Annotated in this window: 16 protein-coding genes and 3 rRNA genes; 14 read left to right on the plus strand and 5 right to left on the minus strand. The window is 43.5% G+C overall.

Features of this window, described 5'->3' with window-relative positions:
• Positions 1-6: 6 nt before the first annotated feature.
• Positions 7-519: a peptide deformylase gene (gene def / locus EGC80_RS05070; RefSeq protein WP_233768597.1), complete on the minus strand. Its 513-nt coding sequence runs from the start codon at positions 517-519 to the stop codon at positions 7-9.
• A 126-nt stretch (positions 520-645) separates the two neighbouring features.
• Between def and EGC80_RS05075 the strand changes: the two genes are divergently transcribed.
• The 9 genes from EGC80_RS05075 to EGC80_RS05120 all read left to right on the plus strand — a co-directional run bounded on the left by EGC80_RS05075 (position 646) and on the right by EGC80_RS05120 (position 7,274).
• Entirely contained in the window at positions 646-1,752 is a 1,107-nt protein-coding gene (locus EGC80_RS05075; RefSeq protein WP_124012934.1) for a LysM peptidoglycan-binding domain-containing protein, read from the plus strand.
• An 83-nt stretch (positions 1,753-1,835) separates the two neighbouring features.
• Entirely contained in the window at positions 1,836-2,852 is a 1,017-nt protein-coding gene (gene dprA, locus EGC80_RS05080; RefSeq protein ID WP_124012935.1) for a DNA-processing protein DprA, read from the plus strand.
• A gap of 2 nt (positions 2,853-2,854) precedes the next feature.
• Entirely contained in the window at positions 2,855-3,328 is a 474-nt protein-coding gene (locus EGC80_RS05085; protein ID WP_101033474.1) for a DUF494 family protein, read from the plus strand.
• A gap of 59 nt (positions 3,329-3,387) precedes the next feature.
• Positions 3,388-3,951: a DNA topoisomerase family protein gene (locus EGC80_RS05090; protein ID WP_124012936.1), complete on the plus strand. Its 564-nt coding sequence runs from the start codon at positions 3,388-3,390 to the stop codon at positions 3,949-3,951.
• Positions 3,952-3,989: 38 nt separating this feature from the next.
• Complete coding sequence (locus EGC80_RS05095; RefSeq protein ID WP_124012937.1) at positions 3,990-4,556, plus strand: L-threonylcarbamoyladenylate synthase; 567 nt, start codon at positions 3,990-3,992, stop codon at positions 4,554-4,556.
• 4 nt (positions 4,557-4,560) lie between these two features.
• Positions 4,561-5,493 carry an oxygen-dependent coproporphyrinogen oxidase gene (gene hemF, locus EGC80_RS05100; protein ID WP_124012938.1) on the plus strand — a complete coding sequence of 311 codons (933 nt, stop codon included), beginning with the start codon at positions 4,561-4,563 and terminating at the stop codon, positions 5,491-5,493.
• Positions 5,494-5,863: 370 nt separating this feature from the next.
• A complete protein-coding gene (locus tag EGC80_RS05110; RefSeq protein ID WP_124012939.1) occupies positions 5,864-6,112 on the plus strand; it encodes a hypothetical protein in 249 nt (82 codons plus the stop codon).
• 68 nt (positions 6,113-6,180) lie between these two features.
• Positions 6,181-7,014: a shikimate dehydrogenase gene (gene aroE, locus EGC80_RS05115; RefSeq protein WP_124012940.1), complete on the plus strand. Its 834-nt coding sequence runs from the start codon at positions 6,181-6,183 to the stop codon at positions 7,012-7,014.
• Positions 7,014-7,274 (plus strand): DUF1488 family protein, encoded by a 261-nt coding sequence (locus EGC80_RS05120; RefSeq protein WP_124012941.1) that lies wholly within the window; start codon positions 7,014-7,016, stop codon positions 7,272-7,274. The genes aroE and EGC80_RS05120 overlap by 1 nt, the downstream gene beginning before the upstream one ends.
• A gap of 27 nt (positions 7,275-7,301) precedes the next feature.
• On the opposite strand, the gene EGC80_RS05125 is transcribed toward EGC80_RS05120, so the two are convergent.
• Together EGC80_RS05125 and EGC80_RS05130 are read right to left on the minus strand one after the other, a co-directional pair.
• Complete coding sequence (locus tag EGC80_RS05125; protein WP_124012942.1) at positions 7,302-8,537, minus strand: sensor domain-containing diguanylate cyclase; 1,236 nt, start codon at positions 8,535-8,537, stop codon at positions 7,302-7,304.
• Positions 8,538-8,836: 299 nt separating this feature from the next.
• Positions 8,837-9,382, minus strand: a complete 546-nt coding sequence (locus tag EGC80_RS05130; RefSeq protein WP_101033487.1) for a gamma carbonic anhydrase family protein — start codon at positions 9,380-9,382, stop codon at positions 8,837-8,839.
• A 585-nt stretch (positions 9,383-9,967) separates the two neighbouring features.
• On the opposite strand from EGC80_RS05130, the gene EGC80_RS05135 reads away from it, so the two are divergent.
• From EGC80_RS05135 to EGC80_RS05150, 4 genes are all read left to right on the plus strand, one after another.
• Positions 9,968-11,510 (plus strand): 16S ribosomal RNA (locus EGC80_RS05135).
• A 381-nt stretch (positions 11,511-11,891) separates the two neighbouring features.
• A 23S ribosomal RNA gene (locus EGC80_RS05140) occupies positions 11,892-14,795 on the plus strand.
• A gap of 128 nt (positions 14,796-14,923) precedes the next feature.
• Positions 14,924-15,039: ribosomal RNA gene (gene rrf, locus EGC80_RS05145) — 5S ribosomal RNA — on the plus strand.
• Together the 16S, 23S and 5S rRNA genes form the textbook arrangement of a ribosomal RNA operon.
• A 361-nt stretch (positions 15,040-15,400) precedes the next feature.
• Complete coding sequence (locus tag EGC80_RS05150; protein WP_124012943.1) at positions 15,401-17,884, plus strand: putative bifunctional diguanylate cyclase/phosphodiesterase; 2,484 nt, start codon at positions 15,401-15,403, stop codon at positions 17,882-17,884.
• Here EGC80_RS05150 and EGC80_RS05155 read toward each other — a convergent pair.
• Both EGC80_RS05155 and EGC80_RS05160 read right to left on the minus strand, forming a co-directional pair.
• Entirely contained in the window at positions 17,856-18,824 is a 969-nt protein-coding gene (locus EGC80_RS05155; RefSeq protein ID WP_124012944.1) for an alpha/beta fold hydrolase, read from the minus strand. The genes EGC80_RS05150 and EGC80_RS05155 overlap by 29 nt on opposite strands.
• A gap of 63 nt (positions 18,825-18,887) precedes the next feature.
• Positions 18,888-20,693, minus strand: coding sequence for a DUF885 domain-containing protein (locus EGC80_RS05160; protein WP_124012945.1), 1,806 nt, complete (start codon positions 20,691-20,693; stop codon positions 18,888-18,890).
• Between the two features lie 214 nt (positions 20,694-20,907).
• Here EGC80_RS05160 and add point away from each other — a divergent pair, with 214 nt between their 5' ends.
• A complete protein-coding gene (gene add / locus EGC80_RS05165) occupies positions 20,908-21,903 on the plus strand; it encodes an adenosine deaminase (protein WP_124012946.1) in 996 nt (331 codons plus the stop codon).
• Positions 21,904-21,939: the final 36 nt, after the last annotated feature.

The raw sequence follows: 21,939 nt of genomic DNA on the forward strand, positions 1-21,939 counted from the left end.
TTTTTCCTATACTTCTCTAGCATCTAAACGAGCTTCTTTTTCAAGCTTAGTTTTTATACGTTGGCGTTTTAATGGTGATAAGTAATCGACAAACAACTTACCTTTAAGGTGATCCATTTCATGCTGAATACAAACGGCAAATAACTCATCTGCTTCAATAGTGAACTCTTTACCGTGACGATCTAGGGCTTTGAGCGTGACAAATTCAGCACGGTCAACTTTGGCATAAATCCCCGGTACCGATAGGCAGCCTTCTTCATTTGCCAAGTCGCCACTACTGGCAATAATCTCAGGATTAATAAAAACGGTTGGGCGTTCTATCTCATCTTGTAAATCCATCACAATCAATTGTTGATGAAAATCCACTTGAGTAGCAGCGAGACCGATACCTTTCTCTAGGTACATCGTCTCGAGCATGTTATCAATTATAGTCTGTAATTGCGGACCAAAATCCGTCACAGGTAGCGCGATGGTGCGTAAACGTTCATCTGGAAATCGTAAAACATTAAGTAGTGGCATATATAAACTCTTCACAAGTCTGTCAAATTTCAGCCAGATAGCTATACTGGCCATTGCGATTAGGGTAATTTTAATCCTTACCGCTTATCAATAACAGCAAAAAGCTCTAATAAAGAGCTAAACAACATGGATCTCACCATGAAACGCTTACTTTTACTTGTTTTTTTATCATTAAATTTTTTTGGGGCTAACGCTGATACATTAACCCTAAAGGCGGGCCATCCTGACACGTATGTCGTTAAAAAAGGCGATACGTTGTGGGATATCTCTGGATATTTTTTGAATGACCCTTGGCGTTGGCCTAAATTGTGGGGTGTTAACCCGCAAATTGCTAATCCACATCTAATTTACCCTGGCGATAGACTGACATTAGTATTTATTGATGGTCAACCTCGTTTAGTGGTTAAGCAGCACATTCAGAAGAGTCCTGAAGGACGAGTCATATCCAAAGATGGCCCGATTCCTGCTGTTGATCTTGCCTTAATTAGACCCTATTTAGTACAAAATAGAGTTGTGGATCCTGCATGGTTATTGGAATTGCCGATTGTTATGAGCGGCGAGAGCCCATCAATTCATCATGTGGTCGATGACGTTGTCTATGTTAATGCGCAGCTTGAACAAGGCCTTAAAGTGGCAATTTATCAAACTGGACGTGAGTTTTTTGCTCCAAATAGCGGCGAATTATTAGGCCAGGAAATTATTTTAGCTTCGAGTGGGCGGGTTATTGAGTCTGGCGTTGTGTCAAAAGTTGAATTGCTCAGTAGCTTACGTGAAACCAAAGGTGGCTTTCATGTTGCCCCGGTAGAAGATGAAGCGTTAATGTCGGCTTATTTTATCCCAAAAGCGGCAGACTTAGGTGTTTCTACCTCTATTGTTGGTATAACAGGTAACATTCGTGAAGCTGGTAAGTTAGATGTCGTCTATCTTGATCGTGGTGCCAATGATGGTGTTGAGACTGGACATGTTTTTTCAATGTACCGCGATGGCGAAAACATTATTATTGATAATGAGGGTAATCCAGTTCGACCTATAGACCGTTCATCTTACGATAAAGTGCTGGCGAACTTTTCAGATGATACCGTGTATAAAATGCCAGATATTTTTCATGGTAATTTGATGGTTTTTAAAGTGTTTGATAAAACCAGTTTAGGTTTGATTATGTTCAATGAGCACCCCGTTCGAGTCGGTGATAAATTGACTAAACCAGATCCCTTGACCATTAAAGGTGAATAATTTCAGATAAACTGGTCGACTGGTTAGTTGTTTGTGCCGTATCTGGGCTAGGACCTGCTCGGATTCAACAATTATTAACTCAAATGGACGTTGAAGAAATTCGTCAACGTCTAGAGTTTGAACCTCAGGCCTTGCCTTTACCAGCAAGCCTATTGGCTAAATGTAGTATCGACTTTAATAAGGTCGAGCAAGCCCTAGCCTGGCTTGATTCGCAGTCCAATCACTATATTGTGACCCTCTCTGATCCACTTTATCCGCCATTACTTGCACAAATTAGCGATCCACCACAGGTATTATTTGTTAAAGGGTCGATAGAATCTCTTGTGTTACCGAGTATTGCAATGGTGGGAAGCCGTAATGCCTCTCGAGGCGGCTTAGATATAACGGCAGAACTCGCTTATCATTTAGCTCACCAAGGCTTTTCAATTACCAGCGGCATGGCTGCTGGTATTGATGGTGCAGCCCATAAAGCGACTCTGGCTGCTAATGGAACGACCATAGCAGTATTGGGCAGCGGGGTTGAGTGCATTTACCCTAAGCGTCATCAAAACTTGTATCATGACATTATCAATACAGGCTGTGTAATCAGTGAATATTGGCCAAGTATAGGGCCTTTTTCTGGTAACTTCCCTCGGCGTAACCGTATTGTCAGTGGCCTAAGCTTAGGCACTGTCGTGGTTGAGGCAAGTCGTAAAAGTGGTTCGTTAATTAGTGCTCGACTTGCAATGGAGCAAAACCGTGAAGTGTTTGCTGTACCAGGATCGGTGTTAGGGGGCTATAGTCAAGGTTGCCATGATTTAATTAAAAATGGCGCCAAACTTGTCGAGTCGGCTGTCGATATAATCGAAGAATTGGGCAGTTTATCTGATTATCACCTTGAACAATTGCATCTACGGCACCATATACGAGATAATGACATTTGTGATTTGCCATTTCCTCCGCTGTTATCTAGTGTAGGATATGAAACTACTGCGGTAGATGCAGTAGTTGAGGATAGTGGGAAACCAATAGATCTGGTGTTAATACAAATGCTTGAACTTGAGTTACAAGGGTGGGTTGCAGCAGTGCCCGGTGGTTACGTCAGACTAAAGAGGAGTTAGCCATGTTTGATATCCTCATGTATTTATTTGAAAATTATGTTCATAGTGAAATTGAGCTATTAGTTGATGAAGATGAGCTCACTAAAGAGTTAACCCGTGCGGGTTTTCATCAAGTTGATATTATAAAAGCACTTTCTTGGTTAGAGCACCTTGCTGATCTACAAGAAAGCGATAAACCTTACTTGTGTAATCACGCACAACATTCATTCCGTATTTATACCAAAGCGGAAATGGCCAAATTAGATGTTGAGTGCCGTGGTTTTTTATTGTTTTTAGAGCAGATACAAGTACTCAGTGTCGAAACCCGTGAAATGGTCATTGACCGTGTCATGGAATTAGATGAACCTACATTAGTGTTAGAAGATCTCAAATGGGTGGTATTAATGGTACTATTTAACGTGCCAGGAAATGAGTCAGCCTATGAGCAAATGGAAGATTTAATCTTCGAGCAGCCAGAAGGGCGTTTACACTCATAACAAAAAGGAGGCTTAGCCTCCTTTTTTAGGTCTACAGAAAATTATTCATTGAGAGCACCATGTCGAAAATTGATCCGCAGTTGTTTACTGTCCACGAGCATGCACTGGAGAAAGAGTTTGAACTTTGTCCTGTTTGTGGTTCTGAACTGTCGGTTAAACACAGTAAACATGGCAGCTTTGTGGGGTGTAATAACTACCCAACATGCGACTATACTCGTCCACTAGTGCAACATGAGTCGATAGAGACTCAAGTTATCAGCGGTTCAGAATGTCCGCAGTGTGGCCATGAGTTAGCGGTTAAGTCTGGTCGGTTTGGTATTTTTATTGGTTGCACTCACTACCCAGAATGTACTCATATTGAAAAACACGATCACACCAATCAAGCTGAACAGATTGTTTGCCCTCAGTGCGCCAAAGGTCATCTTGAGTCTCGGACCAGTCGTTATGGTAAAACTTTTTTTGCTTGTAGCGCCTACCCAAAATGTAAGTTTATCGTAAACTACCCTCCGTATAATGAAGCTTGCCCTGATTGTGGCTTCGGGATTTTAGTTGAACGTAAAGGTGCGGCGGGTAGCCGAGTTGAGTGTCCGCAAAAATCCTGTAAATATAAACGTGCTCTGTAGTTTTCGTTATTAATATCAATTTGATGTAAGGAAGTTTCATGTTGCAATTGCAGCCATCCGCTGTCGCTGCCGTCATAAGTCAAGGCGGAGTGATTGCTTATCCAACTGAAGCGGTGTTTGGTTTAGGCTGTGATCCTGACAACGACAGTGCTATTGAAAAATTGTTGGCTGTTAAACAGCGTCCTTGGCAAAAGGGGTTGATTTTAGTAGCCAGTTCTTTGGATCAACTTTTGCCTTACCTTGATATCACTCAACTAACTGAACCGCAGTTGCAGTTTGCGCAATCAAAGTGGCCAGGCCCCTTTACCTTTGTTATGCCTATTCAGTCCCATGTATCCAAATTACTCTGCGGTGAATTTGATTCGATTGCAGTGCGCGTATCAGCTCACCCCGTTGTGCGAGAGTTGTGCGACACCCTCAATAAACCCCTTGTATCGACAAGTGCCAATTTAGCCGGAAAGTCACCGGTCGTCGATGCACAACATATCATCACTGATTTTACTGATAAAATTGATGCATTGATTTTAGGTAAGCTGGGCGAACAACGTCAGCCATCAACCATTATTGATGCCCGCAGTGGTCAGATCCTTCGTAATGGAAGCTAATACTATGTCAAACAACCTTTCTCAAGTGCCCGACGCACAACAAGTAAAATCATTCCTGCTAGCATTACAGCAAAATATTTGTCAGCGTTTAGAGCTACTCGACGGCAAAGCCACTTTTAAAGCTGACTCATGGAAGCGTGAAGAAGGCGGCGGTGGCACTAGTCGAGTATTAACTCAAGGCAAAATCTTTGAGCAAGCTGGCGTTAACTTTTCACATGTGATGGGTGCATCTATGCCTGCATCGGCTACTGCGCATCGCCCTGAATTAGCTGGCCGTAGTTTTGAGGCGATGGGGGTGTCTTTAGTGATCCACCCCAATAACCCTTATATCCCGACGACCCATGCCAACGTACGTTTTTTTATTGCCCGTAAAGAAGGTGCGGACCCCGTGTGGTGGTTTGGTGGCGGATTTGATTTAACACCTTATTACCCCTTTAAAGAAGATGTCGTCAGCTGGCATCAAACGGCTAAAGATATTTGCCAGCCATTTGGCGATGACGTTTATCCTAAATACAAAAAATGGTGTGATGAGTATTTCTTTATACCGCATCGTAATGAAACTCGAGGTGTCGGCGGACTATTTTTTGACGATTTAAACGAACCCGGTTTTGAGCGTAGTTTTGAGTTTATGCAAGCGGTAGGAAACGGCTTTATTGAAGCTTATGCGCCAATTGTCGAGCGCAATAAAACCTTAGAATACGGTGACGATGAGCGCCAGTTCCAACTTTATCGTCGTGGCCGCTATGTCGAGTTTAACTTGGTTTATGATCGTGGCACCTTATTTGGTTTACAAACCGGCGGTCGTACAGAATCGATTTTAATGTCAATGCCGCCTCTGGTACGTTGGGAATACGCGTTCACCCCTGAAGAAGATAGTCCAGAAGCTGAGTTGTACGATATCTACTTAAAACCACAAGACTGGTTAGCTGAAGTTTAATTCCAATCGGATTCTACCTTGCCATGCTGCAATAACGAGTCATCGGTTACCCATGTTGTCTGCTAAGGTCGAAATAGCCTGAATCATCGTTTGTTGATGTTCAGGCTTTTTTATTGTGTGGTTAATCGCCGCGCGCATGAAAATGATCCTCTGATCACCATAGACTCAGCGATAACGGAGGGCATGTGTTTAGCACGTAATGCCGGATGAGTATGGGTAACTTGTCAGCAAGTGTTGAATCGCTGCATAATTCACTCGTAAATGCAGGTAAACTAGCCAAAGCAAGAGTAATAATAGCGGTTGCTTTCCCAGGTGGTAGCCATGGTATTTACGCACTCCGTTTTAGTTTGGGAATGGGGTTGCCAATGTCATGAACTATGGTGATATTCTGGCTGCTGTGACGGCAAATGTGGCAGATCTATTCTATTTAGATACTGGGCGGATTGCGGTTGGAAAACCGGCAGGTTTAGTCTTATGCAGAGGCGCCTCTTTGGTGTTCAGCAGTAAAGTACAAAAGATGTGGATAGCAGTAGAAAAGCAAGATACTGACAGCCGTCAAGGTAAGCTAGGTGATCGTTATTTACAAAAAAAGCCAATGCCTGAGGTATATAGCCGCTAACATTTGATGATAGACGTCAGATGTGTCCATCGTAGGCAAATAATGCCGTTAACTAAGAGGTGAAGTAAATGACCGATAAGTATGCTGTATTTGGTAACCCGATAGCGCAAAGTAAGTCGCCATTTATTCATGCTGAGTTTGCCAAACAAACTCAGCAAGACTTAAGCTATGACGCTATTCTCGTCTCTGTCGATCAATTTGATTCTTCGTTAACGGCATTCTTTACCGATGGCGGTAAAGGCGCCAATGTTACCGCACCTTTTAAAGAACAAGCATTTGCCATGTGTGATGAGCTCAGTGAGATGGCTACACTCGCAGGTGCCGTCAACACGCTGTTTAATTTGCCCAATGGCAAAATAGGCGGTGACAATACCGATGGCGTTGGCTTGGTGAATGACCTAGAAATGCTATTTGGTTCGTTAAAAGGTAAGCGAGTCTTATTGGTAGGTGCTGGTGGCGCGGCAAGGGGGTGTATTTTGCCTATTTTGCAGCATAATGTGGCTCAATTGGTTATCTGTAATCGGACTCACGAAAAAGCACAGCAACTCCAAGCCTTATTCAGTGAATATGGTAACTTTTTTGCTAAACCCATTGAGGAATTAGTCTCTCCGTTTGATTTAGTGATTAACTCAACCTCTGCAGGTTTATCTGGGCAGTTAATTACTCTGCCTAATGTTATCGTAGATAAAACCACTGATTGTTACGACATGACCTACAGCCAACAAACCACAGCATTTAACCAATGGGCGCAAGATCAACATGCCCGTAAAACCGCTGATGGGCTAGGCATGTTGGTTGGTCAGGCGGCAAAAAGTTTTAGTTTATGGCGCGGTGTGACTCCTGATACCGCATCTGTCATGGGAAAACTGCGTGAGTCACTGGCGCAAAAGGTAGCAGATTAATGAATCAAAGCGTGATTTTTACCGATCAGCTCTACATCGAAACAAATGAAGTAAGATTTATTGCGCAGCAACAGGGGATAAATATTAATTGTTTTGCTCACTTTTCTGTTATTAGCGAGCTTTGTGATAATCAACTCGTGGATCAACATAATGCCGCCAGTTTGTTTGAACAATGTCGTTTTGACCTAGAAGACAAAGCTGAAGCGCTCATAGCACAAGAAGCCTTTAGCGATAGTGGCGACATTACTGTTATTTCATGATGTGTTTAATCAGCTGGATTGGTCGAGTTAGTTTCTCGCAGACTTGGGTGCCGACCATTTTTTGAGTCGTTTTTGGGTATACATATTGTTATCAGCTTGCTTAAAGGCACTCTCCCAATCTTGATCATATTGTGCAAATCCGTAGCTAAAATGAATGCCATGTACGCAAGCGGCGAGGTCTTGCTGCAATTGGGTGATTTGCTGCTCTAAGGTATCGATAGGGCCGCGGCATAAAGCAACAAACTCATCACCACCATAACGCGCAACCAAAAACTCAGGATGCCATAGCGCCTTTAGTGATTGTGCAATGGCTTTTAATGCATCGTCACCCGCTTGGTGTCCATACTGATCATTTAACGGTTTTAAGTTATCCATATCCAAGATGATAATATAACTGGCTAACTCTGGATTGTGTTGCCATTGTAAAATCGTGGCATCAAACTTCTTACGGTTATACAGCTCGGTTAATCCATCATAATCTGCCATGATTTCGATTTTCTTCGACTTTTGATATAACGAAATCGCATTAGCGGCTTCAGAGGTTAGAATATTAACCAAGTTAATATCGTAATCACCAAAGGCATCCATCTTGATACTGTCTAAGTTCATCATTCCATAAAGTTCACCCTCAATATGGATTGGGCTAGATAAGGTTGAGCAGATTGGTTGTATCGAAGCATGTAATAGTGCGTGTTGGTCTTCATTTGTGAGAGTGCTTTTAGCATTGATGTTCTTCATGTTGTTAATCACAACCGCCTTATCACAACGACCATTCGTCCGTCGGAACTGAAAGGTTTCTTCTAAGGTAAAGTTTATTTTTCGAAGAGCATCTATATCCAACCCCACAACCGACTCAAATTGTAATCTAGTGGTATTCTTATCAACCAGAATGATACTGCCCATTTCGGCATCATCGATAGCACTTACTGCTTTTTGCAATAGAGCGTCTAAAAAGGTTTTTTCAGAATCGTATTGACTGGATAAATTCACTAATTCATAAGTCGTATCGTTAATGTGGACAACTTGCTCTAAATGTTGCCAAAGCCGTAAAATATTTTGTTTGTGGATATAATAAGTGATGCCATAACTCAAAGCGTAAACGCCACAAATAAGCATTAGGTATAAATAGGTATTTGCATTACTAGGTATGGCGAATATGAAAATAATAACGAACAACAAGAAAGGCACAGCAAGCAATAATAGATGACTCTTAAAGTCTACATAGGCAATGTGCTTATTGTTAATGCGTCCTTTAGTTTTCACTTCAATCATCCTAATAATAAGTCGGTAATACTCTTTAGCATTAAACATCGATGCTCGACGTGCCTCAAGCCAAACTAAACTACCATCTGCGAGTCAATATAAGCTAATTATCGTCGTCAGAGTGTGTTTGAGTCCCGATGTGATAAGTAATAAACAAACTGTGATGGCCATTTATTCTGTAAATCATAGTGAGTGTATCAACGAAGATCATAAAGATATGTGTGGAATGACTTGTTTTAACAAGGCTTAAACGAAATAGACCAACATATTATTGGCCCAAATCGTTTGTATGAATAACGCTACTGTTGTAAGTCTACCAAATATTCATTTTTTAAACGGACATAATTATCAGCCGATTGTGGTAAAAATACACGTTCCGCGTCAGTTAACGGTCGAACTTGTTTACATGGGCTGCCTACATATAAGTAACCACTTTGCAAAATTTTATTGGGTGGCACGAGTGAGCCCGCGCCGACAATCACGTCATCTTCTACTATTGCACCATCAAGTAAGATAGCGCCCATACCTATTAGCACGCGATGACCAATCTTGCAGCCATGCAACATCGCCTTATGACCAATAGTCACATCATCACCAATAATTAATGGATTACCATTAGGATTAGAAGGCGATTTACGCGTTACATGCAATATACTGCCATCTTGGACATTACTGCGTTTACCAATACGGATCTTATTCACATCACCACGAGCAGCAACTAATGGCCAAATGCTGGCGTCATGGTCCAATTTTATATCGCCAACAAGTACTGCAGACTCATCAACATAGACGTTATCAGCTAAATTAGGGTGGATCCCTTGGTAAGTTCTTACATTGGTAGACATAACAATCCTTATATATTTATGGTTTCAGACAGTATAATGCTTAAAAACTAGCTGGTCAGGCTAAATTATCCGCAAACAAACCCAAAATGACAAATCACCTCAATAAAGGGCTTGCGCTAAATCTTGTATTGCCTATAATGCGCATCCACTGACACGGCAGACAGCGAAAGCAGTCACCGAGTTGGGTTGGTTTAAGTGGTTCAAATCACTCGAATCAACGCGAAAAGAAAGTTTGAAAAAACACTTGACGCGAAACGGGAAATGCGTAAAATACGCACCCCAAGCCAACGACCTAGCGTCAACGGCCGCTGAATGAAAAATCGAAAGATGTTCATGTTAGCAACGTTCTTTAACAATCTAAACAAGAAATCTGTGTGGACATTCACAGGTATTGAGTTATTCGAAATTGTCTTCTGTTCTTCGGAATGTTGGCAATCAAAAAATTTCAACTCAATGCAACGATGAGTGTTCATAGTAATATGTACAAACATTATTTAGATTCTTCCGAGTCTAATTAATGAAATCAGAATTCATTGAGCCGAAAGCGTCGTTCTTACTTGTAAGAATGGGGTTTTCAAAAAACTTTAATTGAAGAGTTTGATCATGGCTCAGATTGAACGCTGGCGGCAGGCCTAACACATGCAAGTCGAGCGGTAACACAAGGGAGCTTGCTCCTGAGGTGACGAGCGGCGGACGGGTGAGTAATGCCTAGGGATCTGCCCAGTCGAGGGGGATAACAGTTGGAAACGACTGCTAATACCGCATACGCCCTACGGGGGAAAGGAGGGGACCTTCGGGCCTTCCGCGACAGGATGAACCTAGGTGGGATTAGCTAGTTGGTGAGGTAATGGCTCACCAAGGCGACGATCCCTAGCTGTTCTGAGAGGATGATCAGCCACACTGGGACTGAGACACGGCCCAGACTCCTACGGGAGGCAGCAGTGGGGAATATTGCACAATGGGGGAAACCCTGATGCAGCCATGCCGCGTGTGTGAAGAAGGCCTTCGGGTTGTAAAGCACTTTCAGTAGGGAGGAAAGGTAGCGTGTTAATAGCCCGTTACTGTGACGTTACCTACAGAAGAAGGACCGGCTAACTCCGTGCCAGCAGCCGCGGTAATACGGAGGGTCCGAGCGTTAATCGGAATTACTGGGCGTAAAGCGTGCGCAGGCGGTTTGTTAAGCCAGATGTGAAATCCCCGGGCTCAACCTGGGAATTGCATTTGGAACTGGCGAACTAGAGTCTTGTAGAGGGGGGTAGAATTCCAGGTGTAGCGGTGAAATGCGTAGATATCTGGAGGAATACCGGTGGCGAAGGCGGCCCCCTGGACAAAGACTGACGCTCATGCACGAAAGCGTGGGGAGCAAACAGGATTAGATACCCTGGTAGTCCACGCCGTAAACGATGTCTACTCGGAGTTTGGTGACTTAGTCACTGGGCTCCCAAGCTAACGCATTAAGTAGACCGCCTGGGGAGTACGGCCGCAAGGTTAAAACTCAAATGAATTGACGGGGGCCCGCACAAGCGGTGGAGCATGTGGTTTAATTCGATGCAACGCGAAGAACCTTACCTACTCTTGACATCCACAGAAGAGACCAGAGATGGACTTGTGCCTTCGGGAACTGTGAGACAGGTGCTGCATGGCTGTCGTCAGCTCGTGTTGTGAAATGTTGGGTTAAGTCCCGCAACGAGCGCAACCCCTATCCTTATTTGCCAGCGCGTAATGGCGGGAACTCTAGGGAGACTGCCGGTGATAAACCGGAGGAAGGTGGGGACGACGTCAAGTCATCATGGCCCTTACGAGTAGGGCTACACACGTGCTACAATGGCAAGTACAGAGGGTTGCAAAGCCGCGAGGTGGAGCTAATCTCACAAAGCTTGTCGTAGTCCGGATCGGAGTCTGCAACTCGACTCCGTGAAGTCGGAATCGCTAGTAATCGTGGATCAGAATGCCACGGTGAATACGTTCCCGGGCCTTGTACACACCGCCCGTCACACCATGGGAGTGGGCTGCAAAAGAAGTGGGTAGTTTAACCTTCGGGAGAACGCTCACCACTTTGTGGTTCATGACTGGGGTGAAGTCGTAACAAGGTAGCCCTAGGGGAACCTGGGGCTGGATCACCTCCTTACCTATACGACTAACTCAATACCTAAAAGTGCAGCGATGCATGTGAGTGTTCACACAGATTACTTGTTAACTTCTTCGGAAGTAGAGTGAAATGCGCCGCCAGCCGGTTAGCATTGTTCTTTAACAATTTGGAAAGCTGATAGTACTAACTAAAGGCGCATAGATGATGATTCGTTGTCGTTTGTGTGATTACGTTAGTGCGAAAAATAATACTGATGCGAAAGCATTAGTATCTTGAGTTCTCAACACACTGTTTAAGTGTCTTGAATATTCTAAAAAACTAAGGCGAGTCCACTTCCTACCCGGAGGTGAGACAAGTAAAAACCAGCTGGTCATGATATGGCTCAGAGGTTCACGCAAGTGAAACTCATTTGGGTTGTATGGTTAAGTGACCAAGCGTATACGGTGGATGCCTTGGCAGTCAGAGGCGATGAAGGACGTAATAACTTGCGAAAAGCGTTGGCGAGCTAGTAATAAGCATTTGAGCTAACGATATCCGAATGGGGAAACCCGGCCACATAAGTGGTCATCATAACGTGAATACATAGCGTTATGAGGCGAACCTGGGGAACTGAAACATCTAAGTACCCAGAGGAAAAGAAATCAACCGAGATTCCCCTAGTAGCGGCGAGCGAACGGGGATTAGCCCTTAAGTCTATGGGGTGTTAGTGGAATGTGTTGGAAAGCACAGCGGCACAGGGTGATAGCCCCGTACATGAAAACTAACCGTAGATGAAAACGAGTAAGGCGGGACACGTGACATCCTGTTTGAATATGGGGGGACCATCCTCCAAGGCTAAATACTCCTGACTGACCGATAGTGAACCAGTACCGTGAGGGAAAGGCGAAAAGAACCCCTGTGAGGGGAGTGAAATAGAACCTGAAACCGTGTACGTACAAGCAGTGGGAGCGGTTCTTGAGACCGTGACTGCGTACCTTTTGTATAATGGGTCAGCGACTTACATTTTGTAGCGAGGTTAAGCGAATAGCGGAGCCGTAGGGAAACCGAGTGTTAACTGCGCGTTTAGTTGCAAGGTGTAGACCCGAAACCGAGTGATCTAGCCATGGGCAGGTTGAAGGTTGAGTAACATCAACTGGAGGACCGAACCGACTTATGTTGAAAAATGAGCGGATGACTTGTGGCTGGGGGTGAAAGGCCAATCAAACTCGGAGATATCTGGTTCTCCTCGAAAGCTATTTAGGTAGCGCCTCGAGCGAATACCATTGGGGGTAGAGCACTGTTAAGGCTAGGGGGTCATCCCGACTTACCAACCCTTTGCAAACTCCGAATACCAATGAGTACTACTCGGGAGACAGACAGCGGGTGCTAACGTCCGTTGTCAAAAGGGAAACAACCCAGACCGTCAGCTAAGGTCCCAAAGTGTATGTTAAGTGGGAAACGATGTGGGAAGGCTCAGACAGCTAGGATGTTGGCTTAGAAGCAGCCATCATTTAAAGAAAGCGTAATAGCTCACTAGTCGAGTCGGCCTGCGCGGAAGATTTAACGGGGCTAAACATACCACCGAAGCTACGGGTGCATTTCATTAGAAGTGCGCGGTAGAGGAGCGTTCTGTAAGCGGTTGAAGGTGAAGGGGTAACCCACACTGGACGTATCAGAAGTGCGAATGCTGACATGAGTAACGATAAAGGGAGTGAAAAACTCCCTCGCCGAAAGACCAAGGGTTCCTGTCCAACGTTAATCGGGGCAGGGTGAGTCGACCCCTAAGGTGAGGCCGAAAGGCGTAATCGATGGGAAACAGATTAATATTTCTGTACCTTCACTAACTGCGATGGAGAGACGGAGAAGGCTAGGCTAGCGCGGCGTTGGTAGTCCGCGTTTAAGGTGGTAGGTTGTATTCTTAGGCAAATCCGGGGATACGCATTCAATTGCAAGACTGAGGACTGATGACGAGTCACTAAGGTGATGAAGTAGTTGATGCCATACTTCCAGGAAAATCTTCTAAGCTTCAGGTTAGTGGGGATCGTACCCCAAACCGACACAGGTGGTCGGGTAGAGAATACCAAGGCGCTTGAGAGAACTCGGCTGAAGGAACTAGGCAAAATGGTACCGTAACTTCGGGAGAAGGTACGCTGCCGACGGTGATAGGACTTGCTCCTTAAGCTGTTGGCAGTCGCAGATACCAGGTGGCTGCAACTGTTTATCAAAAACACAGTACTGTGCAAAATCGCAAGATGACGTATACGGTATGACGCCTGCCCGGTGCCGGAAGGTTAATTGATTGGGTTATCTTCGGAGAAGCTCATGATCGAAGCCCCGGTAAACGGCGGCCGTAACTATAACGGTCCTAAGGTAGCGAAATTCCTTGTCGGGTAAGTTCCGACCTGCACGAATGGCGTAATGATGGCCACGCTGTCTCCAGCCGAGACTCAGTGAAGTTGAAATTGCGGTGAAGATGCCGTATACCCGCGGCTAGACGGAAAGACCCCGTGAACCTTTACTATAGCTTGGCACTGAACATTGAACCTACATGTGTAGGATAGGTGGGAGACTTTGAAGCTTGGACGCTAGTCTGAGTGGAGTCAATCTTGAAATACCACCCTTGTAGTTTTGATGTTCTAACCGCGGCCCCTAATCGGGGTTCGGGACAGTGCCTGGTGGGTAGTTTGACTGGGGCGGTCTCCTCCCAAAGAGTAACGGAGGAGCACGAAGGTTGGCTAAGTACGGTCGGACATCGTACGGTTAGTGCAATGGCATAAGCCAGCTTAACTGCGAGACATACACGTCGAGCAGGTACGAAAGTAGGTCATAGTGATCCGGTGGTTCTGAATGGAAGGGCCATCGCTCAACGGATAAAAGGTACTCCGGGGATAACAGGCTGATACCGCCCAAGAGTTCATATCGACGGCGGTGTTTGGCACCTCGATGTCGGCTCATCACATCCTGGGGCTGAAGTCGGTCCCAAGGGTATGGCTGTTCGCCATTTAAAGTGGTACGCGAGCTGGGTTCAGAACGTCGTGAGACAGTTCGGTCCCTATCTGCCGTGGGCGTTGGATGATTGAAGGGAGCTGCTCCTAGTACGAGAGGACCGGAGTGGACGAACCGCTGGTGTTCGGGTTGTCATGCCAATGGCATTGCCCGGTAGCTACGTTCGGGATCGATAACCGCTGAAAGCATCTAAGCGGGAAGCGAGCCCTAAGATGAGTCATCCCTAGAGCTTTAAGCTCTCTAAAGGGCCGTAGGAGACTACTACGTTGATAGGCAAGGTGTGTAAGCGTTGTGAGGCGTTGAGCTAACTTGTACTAATGACCCGTGAGGCTTAACCATACAACCCAGATGGGTTTTACTGACCTTAGTGTTAGAATAGAGCGCTTAAACAGTGTTTTGCAGACTCAAAAAAATCAGCTTTCCGAATTATTATTTACGGCCTTAATGGCGGTAGATATACAAATTTGTCTGGAAACCATAGCATTGTGGCACCACCTGATCCCATTCCGAACTCAGAAGTGAAACGCAATCGCGCCGATGGTAGTTTGGGGTCTCCCCATGCGAGAGTAGGTCATTTCCAGGCGCCTAATTTACTCGAAAGAGTAGTGAAACAGCCCGCTATTATATAGCGGGCTTTTTTACGTCTGCAATTTAACAGCTTCGCTGCAATTTATGGTGTAGAGTTTGTTACTAGCCAAAACAGGACAGCAGTTTGTCGAATATGCCCATGCGTGAGTAAATCCTTTCTATATATCAGATATGCTATATATGCGTAAATAAAATTACACTTACCAGTCAAACAGGGTAGAGTGTAGATCGATTTAAAGCTACTAATAAATAATAAGTTTTTATATTGTATGTGCTATTAGGAGACATAACTGTCTTTACTTATTGATAAGATTACCGCTAGCGTATCTTCATATATTTCATTGGGTGGGTTTATTTTGCCTCGTTTGCCGAATCTTTCTCTGACTATACTGGTTCCTGTGTGTATTTTTATCCTTTACCTTGGTTTGGTATGTGGACAGTATTTCTATGAGCATGCGGAGCTAAAAGATCAGCTTGCATCAACACAATCAGAGCAAATTCAGAAAGATTTATTTAGAATGCGTCACGTGGTTGAATCATCTTTATTGATGCAAGATTTTGAACGGTTAGAGCAGGAGGTTGCTTTAGTTTCAACAGATCAAAATATGATGGTGTATGTGATACTTGATTCTGCTAGTGAAATTCAATTCGCTAATCATATTATTTGGCGTGAGAGTAATGCTACTAACGTATTGGAAGGCTATTCTGCTGATTTGCACGGAAGTGTTATCGCCAACAATAAACCTTACTTTAAGGTCAATTTCGATCGATTATCCATACAGGCTTATTATCCTTTAAACGCTAGTTCTCGATATAGTTATTCAAATTCAGTAGATCTAATTTATCTAGAATATGACATTGCCAATACCTTATCAGAATCGGTTGATCGCCTCTTAAAGCGCTTTATTGAGATCTGGGGGATTGGTGCTTTATTTTTGTCACTATTTTGCTTCATGTTGCATTACTTACTGATACGACCGTTAATTCAGTTAAGCCAAGCAGCTAAAAACCTTGATTCTCCGGATTTCAACACTGATATTATGTGTGCATCAACCGAACTGGTTAACTTACGTGATTATCTAAATCAGGTTAATGGTCGATTATCTCGAAGCAAGAAACGGCTTAATGATGCTGAGCAACGTTGGCTTTTTGCGGTTGAGGGCGCGCGAAATGGCATTTGGGATTGGTGTATTTCTACTGGAGATGTGTTTGTTTCTGATCGCTGGAAAGACATCTTAGGCTACCAACCTTACGAGCTTGATAATGACTATTCTGTTTGGGAATCTCGTTTACATCTTAGTGATAAGCTACAGGTATTAAATACTTTACAGAACTACATCAGTAACCAACATGAATATTATGAAAGCGTTCACCGGTTGCGTCATAAAGATGGCCGCTATATTTGGATTCTTGATCGTGGAAAAATAGTTGAGTGGGATGAGTTAGGTCGGCCATCGCGGATTATCGGCACCATTACAGATGTTTCTGGTGATGTTAAAAGCCAACGTGTTGCTAATGATAAGCAAGGTCATAATGGCCTTACCGATTTAATTAATCGTGATGTACTAGCCGATCAACTCTATGATTCACAGGTTTTAAGCCGCAAGACCGGTCAATTCTCTGCGCTATTGATGATTAATTTAGATAACTTTAAATTAATTAATGATGCTTTGGGTCGCCAACTTGGTGACAGATTGTTAATGCAAATAGCAGCGCGCTTATCAGCTACGTTTTCTAGTACTGGTTTAGTTGCACGCCTCGGGGCTGATGAATTCGTTATTCTGGCCAAAAACTTTGGTAATGAAATCGATCAAGCAAACAAGCGTGCACTAGCATTAGCAAGTGAAGTCAGGCAGCTAATTGGTCGTAGTTATACCATTTCAGAGCAAAACTTGTCTATTTCGGCCAGAATTGGTTTAGTGATTTTTGATGGTATTGAGTCATTAGAACCTCAAGTGCTATTGGCTCGTGCTGATAGCGCTTTAGAGCAAGCAAAAGACAGCCGCTCTAATGGTTGCGCCATTTATCGACCTGAGTTTGAGCAGAATCAAGTACAACCTTTTAAATTACAAAATGAACTAAAAGTTGCTATTCACAACCAACAGATGTCATTGGTGTATCAACCTGTTGTCGATCGGGCTGGACAACTTAATAGCGTTGAAGCCTTGATGCGTTGGTATCACCCTCAGTATGGCTATATTAGTCCACGTAAATTTATTGCTGCAGCTGAATTATCCGATTGTATTTTCGAGCTAGAGTTATGGGCATTAGATAAGGTTTGTGAGTTGATACAATTACTTCAACAAACCAATGCAACCATTCCATTAATGTCATTAAATATTTCTTCGCGCCACTTTCATCAAGATCATTTCGTAAATGTCATTATTAGCAGGATTAATGCTGCGCAAATATCACCGAAATTACTTCAATTTGAACTAACGGAAGACATATTTGTGGTCAATGCTAAGGTGGCAAAAAACAAAATTTCCGAGCTACAACGATACGGTATCAATATTGCGATGGACAATTTTGGCGGTGGTTCTTGTGCCGTTCATCAACTGCAAGGTATTGGCTTTTCACAAGTGAAGTTAGCTGCTATTTATCTTGAAGATATAGAATATAACCCCGAAAGCTTTAATATTGTTAGTGCTGTAGTTGAGTTTGCGACCAAATTGAACTTCCCTGTTGTCGCTAAACAGGTTGAAAATAAGCAACAACTCAACTTACTGACACAGGCGAAGTGTACTTGGTTTCAAGGTTATATCATTAGTCGGCCACTAGATCATGACGATATTATTCAGTTAATTAACACTAAGCTATCGTTGAGTGTTGTGCCATAAAATCGATAGTATGAGAAAGTGCAATATTACGCATGCTATCGCTCTCGATAAACACTTCGTGATATGCGCCTTCAATCACCACCTTATGACAATGAGTGCTTAATGTTTGATTTTGCGCCTTATTACAGACAATAGTGTCTTTTTCTGCTTGTAAGATGAGTATTGGGGTTTGGCTATGTTTAGCATAGTTGATACATCTGTGTGCTGCGCTCATTGCTTCAAGCAACCAATGATTGGTCGGTGAGCCTAACTGTACCTCGGTGGTATCCTCGAATACGTTGCGATAGTGCTGGTAGCGAAATGGGCTATGAGTGAGCTTGTTACGCTTAAAACTATCTGGTTGGTAATGCGTTCCACCTAGCACAAAGGTACTGTGTACTTTGCCTGCTTCAATGCGATTATTATCGAGCTTTTGAGCTAACCAACGGACAACCGATTGAGCAAAAGGTAGACGTATAGCAAACATAGGTGCTGAAAATACTGCTGCAGCAAACGTTTGCGGGTATTTATTTAGATAGTCACTCGCGATAGTACAACCCATTGAGTGAGCTATGATAAATAACTCTTCATGCAGCTGTGGGCGCACGACCTGATCAATAAATTGAGCAAAGTCATCCGTATAATCGGTAAATTTCTCAACATAACCCTGATGTGGATTATGGGTGAGTCTGTCTGACAGCCCTTGGCCTCGATGATCTAAAGCGTAAACGCTGAATCCTTGTTGATATAAGTCGTATATCAATTCTTGATACTTCACATAGGATTCGACCCTGCCATTACTGATCACTATTGCGCGTTGATTATTAGGATGTTGGATCATCGCATAAGCAATTTTTATTCCGTTATGGGTGCAGAAACTCGATTGGTGCACTTGTTGCCAAAAGTGTCGCTGATCACTGGTATTGAGCTTTAATTCGGATGAAAATTTCATGTAATGCATTGTTATAAGCCAGCTTGTTATAATCTTAAATAGTGTTTAATTTCGACGCGTTCATCTATATTGTTACACGCTGCTCGCTTCTTTTACCATTGCTTGTTGACGAGCAATAAACTCATCAACCATTTGCTCTAGTACTGACATCGGGATAGAGCCATTCTCTAAAACGGCATCATGAAACTGTCTAATATCAAAATCTTTTCCTAATGATTTTTCTGCTTTAGCGCGTAAGCGTTTTATGGTTAATTCACCAATTTTGTATGACAGTGCTTGGCCTGGCCAAGAAATATAACGATCTATTTCTGTGGTGACGTTGTGCATTGAAAGGGCTGTATTGCTGGCCATAAAATCTATCGCTTGTTGGCGGCTCCAACCTTTAGCATGCATGCCAGTGTCGACGACTAAACGGGCCGCACGCCACATTTCATAGGTTAAGCGGCCAAAGTTACTGTAGGGGTCTTGATAAAACCCGGCTTCTACGCCTAAATATTCTGAATATAAGCCCCAACCTTCACCAAACGCAGAGATATAACTGTACCGCCGAAAGTTGGGTAAATTAGTCAGTTCTTTATTCAATGATATCTGTAAATGATGCCCTGGAACCGCTTCATGTAAGGTTAATGCTTCAAGCTCGTAAAGCGGTCGCTTATCTAAGGCGTAGGTGTTCACCCAATAATAGCCGGGCTCGTCGTCACGGTTTGAACCTGAGTAGCGTCCCGTTGTGTATTTTGGCGCTATTTCTGCAGGTACAGGTTCAATGCCATAAGGCGTCCGTGGTAATTTGCCAAAATATTTAGGTAATATAGCATCGGCTTTTTTGGCAATAAACGCCGCTTCTTTAAGTAATTCATTAGCTGTTTTAGGATAAAATTGTGGATCGGTGCGCAAAAAGGTTAAAAAGTCAGCAAAACTGCCTTTAAAGCCAACGTCTTTAATAACCTGTTCCATTTCTGCTCTTATACGAGCGACTTCTTGTAATCCAAGCTGATGGACTTCTTCAGCGGTCATTGGCAGTGTGGTGTAATACTCAACTCTGTTTTGATAAAAAGCCGAGCCATCAGGCAAGGCGGAAGCGGCAATGTTTATTCGTGCATTAGGAATGTATTCTTGAGTCATAAAATCATAAAACTGCTGATACAGCGGTAGTACGATTTGCGCTACAGTGGCTCGACCTTGTTGGGTCAGCGATTCTTTTTCTGACGCGCTAAAATGATCAGGGTAATGGGTAAACGGCGTAAAGTAACCGCTGGTTTCAACCGGAACAATAAAAGCGCTAATGCTGTCTTCAAAACCCTTTAAGGTGACTTTTGCTGGGGTGATACCAGCGGCTAAGCCTTGTTTGAGCCAATATATTTGCTGGGTAAAATGGCGTGGTAATTGTTTAAGTTTAGCTAAATAGTGCTGATAATCTTCAACGCTACTGAAGCGAGCTTTAGCAATCGATGCGATATATGCATGGAAACCACTTTCAGCCGTTATAGGTAAATAGTGGTCATGAAAACGATACAGGTCGACTTCATTTTGCAGCTGATCCTGCAAAATTTTAGCATTGATGACATCGGATTTTGATAACGGCTTTCGGTCAAGCTGTTTAAGTTTTTTGAGATTTTCGAGGGTCTGTTGGTATTTTTTCGCTAATGTTTGAGCAGATAAATCGTCAAGCATTCCTGCGGCAGAAGCGTCACCTAAACTGGCTGCTAACATCGGTGAATAAGCTAAATTAACTGCCCAACTCTGGTCTATAATCGCTTGTAAATTGGGATCTATCTGCGTTTGTTGGCGAGTGACGCGGCTATCAATCTGAGTCGTGGTAACACTATTACAAGCCGATAAAGTTAATATTATCAGTGCCGGTAGGATCAGCAAGCGCATTAATAGTCCTTTATTATTTAACCTTTTTGTCAGTATTAGAGTATGCCCGATTTAAGCATAAAAAACACATCACAAATTAGCATGAGTTTTTGGTGTGATAGATTCCAGAAAAAACATTGCTCATCAGAATTAGTCTCAATACATGTTAAACTGAAAACGATTCTCTGACCGACAAAATTAAACTAATGGCAGGGTAAGTTTATAGGGGTTAATTATGATAGATAAAACCATTCCGCTAGTTGATTTACATCGACACTTAGACGGTAATGTTAACGTAAAGACTATTTGGGAATTAGGCCATCAACATGGTATTCAATTACCCGCTAATTCACTAGAAGAGCTTGCGCCATTTGTGCAAATCCAAGGTAAAGAAAGCAACCTAATGGATTTTTTGAAGAAACTAGATTGGATGGTTGCTGTATTAGCCGATCTTGACGCGGTGAAACGTGTTGCCTATGAGAATGTTGTCGATGCAGCATCGCAAGGGTTAGATTACGCTGAATTGCGCTTTAGTCCTTATTACATGGCGATGAATCATAATTTAGCCATTGAAGGCGTTGTTGAAGCCGTTATCGATGGTGTGCGTGCCGGTGTCAAAGAGCATGATATTAACATTAACCTAATTGGTATTATGTCGCGTTCTTTTGGACAAGAGAAATGCCGTTTAGAGCTTGAAGGCATACTCGCTCACCGTGACAGTATTGTCGCGATGGACTTAGCTGGAGATGAACTCGGTTTCCCTGGCGATTTGTTTACAGAACACTTTAAGCGTGTTCGAGATGCGGGATTACAGATCACCGCTCATGCTGGTGAAGCGGCAGGGGCTGAAAGTATTTGGCAAGCTCTTAATGTATTAGGCGCGACACGTATTGGTCATGGCGTGAATGCGATTCAGGATCCTAAATTGATGGAATATCTTGCCAAACACAGGATCGGGATAGAATCGTGCCCAACCAGCAACTTACATACCTCTACTGTTAAAGATTATGCTGTTCATCCACTGCATAAGTTTATGGATGCGGGGGTATTGATTGGACTCAATACTGACGACCCAGGGGTGAGTGCGATTGATATTGCTCACGAGTACCGTGTGGTTAAATCTGAAATGGGTCTAAGTGATGGCCAGCTGGCGACATTGCAACGTAATGGTGTTGAAATGGCCTTTATATCTGATAGTGACCGCAAAGCGTTATATGCCAAAAAAGCGTAGTAGCGTCAACGACGATATAAAAGCAGTCTAATAAGA

Origin of the sequence: Shewanella psychromarinicola (assembly GCF_003855155.1) — a bacterium.
GTDB classification, from domain to species: Bacteria; Pseudomonadota; Gammaproteobacteria; order Enterobacterales; family Shewanellaceae; genus Shewanella; species Shewanella psychromarinicola.

What these genes read in the sequence shown, in the direction of transcription:
- def (WP_233768597.1), bottom strand. Translation starts at nt 519, where the DNA reads ATGCCACTACTTAATGTTTTACGATTTCCAGATGAACGTTTACGCACC.
- EGC80_RS05075 (WP_124012934.1), top strand. Translation starts at nt 646, where the DNA reads ATGGATCTCACCATGAAACGCTTACTTTTACTTGTTTTTTTATCATTA.
- dprA (WP_124012935.1), top strand. Translation starts at nt 1,836, where the DNA reads ATGGACGTTGAAGAAATTCGTCAACGTCTAGAGTTTGAACCTCAGGCC.
- EGC80_RS05085 (WP_101033474.1), top strand. Translation starts at nt 2,855, where the DNA reads ATGTTTGATATCCTCATGTATTTATTTGAAAATTATGTTCATAGTGAA.
- EGC80_RS05090 (WP_124012936.1), top strand. Translation starts at nt 3,388, where the DNA reads ATGTCGAAAATTGATCCGCAGTTGTTTACTGTCCACGAGCATGCACTG.
- EGC80_RS05095 (WP_124012937.1), top strand. Translation starts at nt 3,990, where the DNA reads ATGTTGCAATTGCAGCCATCCGCTGTCGCTGCCGTCATAAGTCAAGGC.
- hemF (WP_124012938.1), top strand. Translation starts at nt 4,561, where the DNA reads ATGTCAAACAACCTTTCTCAAGTGCCCGACGCACAACAAGTAAAATCA.
- EGC80_RS05110 (WP_124012939.1), top strand. Translation starts at nt 5,864, where the DNA reads ATGAACTATGGTGATATTCTGGCTGCTGTGACGGCAAATGTGGCAGAT.
- aroE (WP_124012940.1), top strand. Translation starts at nt 6,181, where the DNA reads ATGACCGATAAGTATGCTGTATTTGGTAACCCGATAGCGCAAAGTAAG.
- EGC80_RS05120 (WP_124012941.1), top strand. Translation starts at nt 7,014, where the DNA reads ATGAATCAAAGCGTGATTTTTACCGATCAGCTCTACATCGAAACAAAT.
- EGC80_RS05130 (WP_101033487.1), bottom strand. Translation starts at nt 9,382, where the DNA reads ATGTCTACCAATGTAAGAACTTACCAAGGGATCCACCCTAATTTAGCT.
- EGC80_RS05155 (WP_124012944.1), bottom strand. Translation starts at nt 18,824, where the DNA reads ATGCATTACATGAAATTTTCATCCGAATTAAAGCTCAATACCAGTGAT.
- EGC80_RS05160 (WP_124012945.1), bottom strand. Translation starts at nt 20,693, where the DNA reads ATGCGCTTGCTGATCCTACCGGCACTGATAATATTAACTTTATCGGCT.
- add (WP_124012946.1), top strand. Translation starts at nt 20,908, where the DNA reads ATGATAGATAAAACCATTCCGCTAGTTGATTTACATCGACACTTAGAC.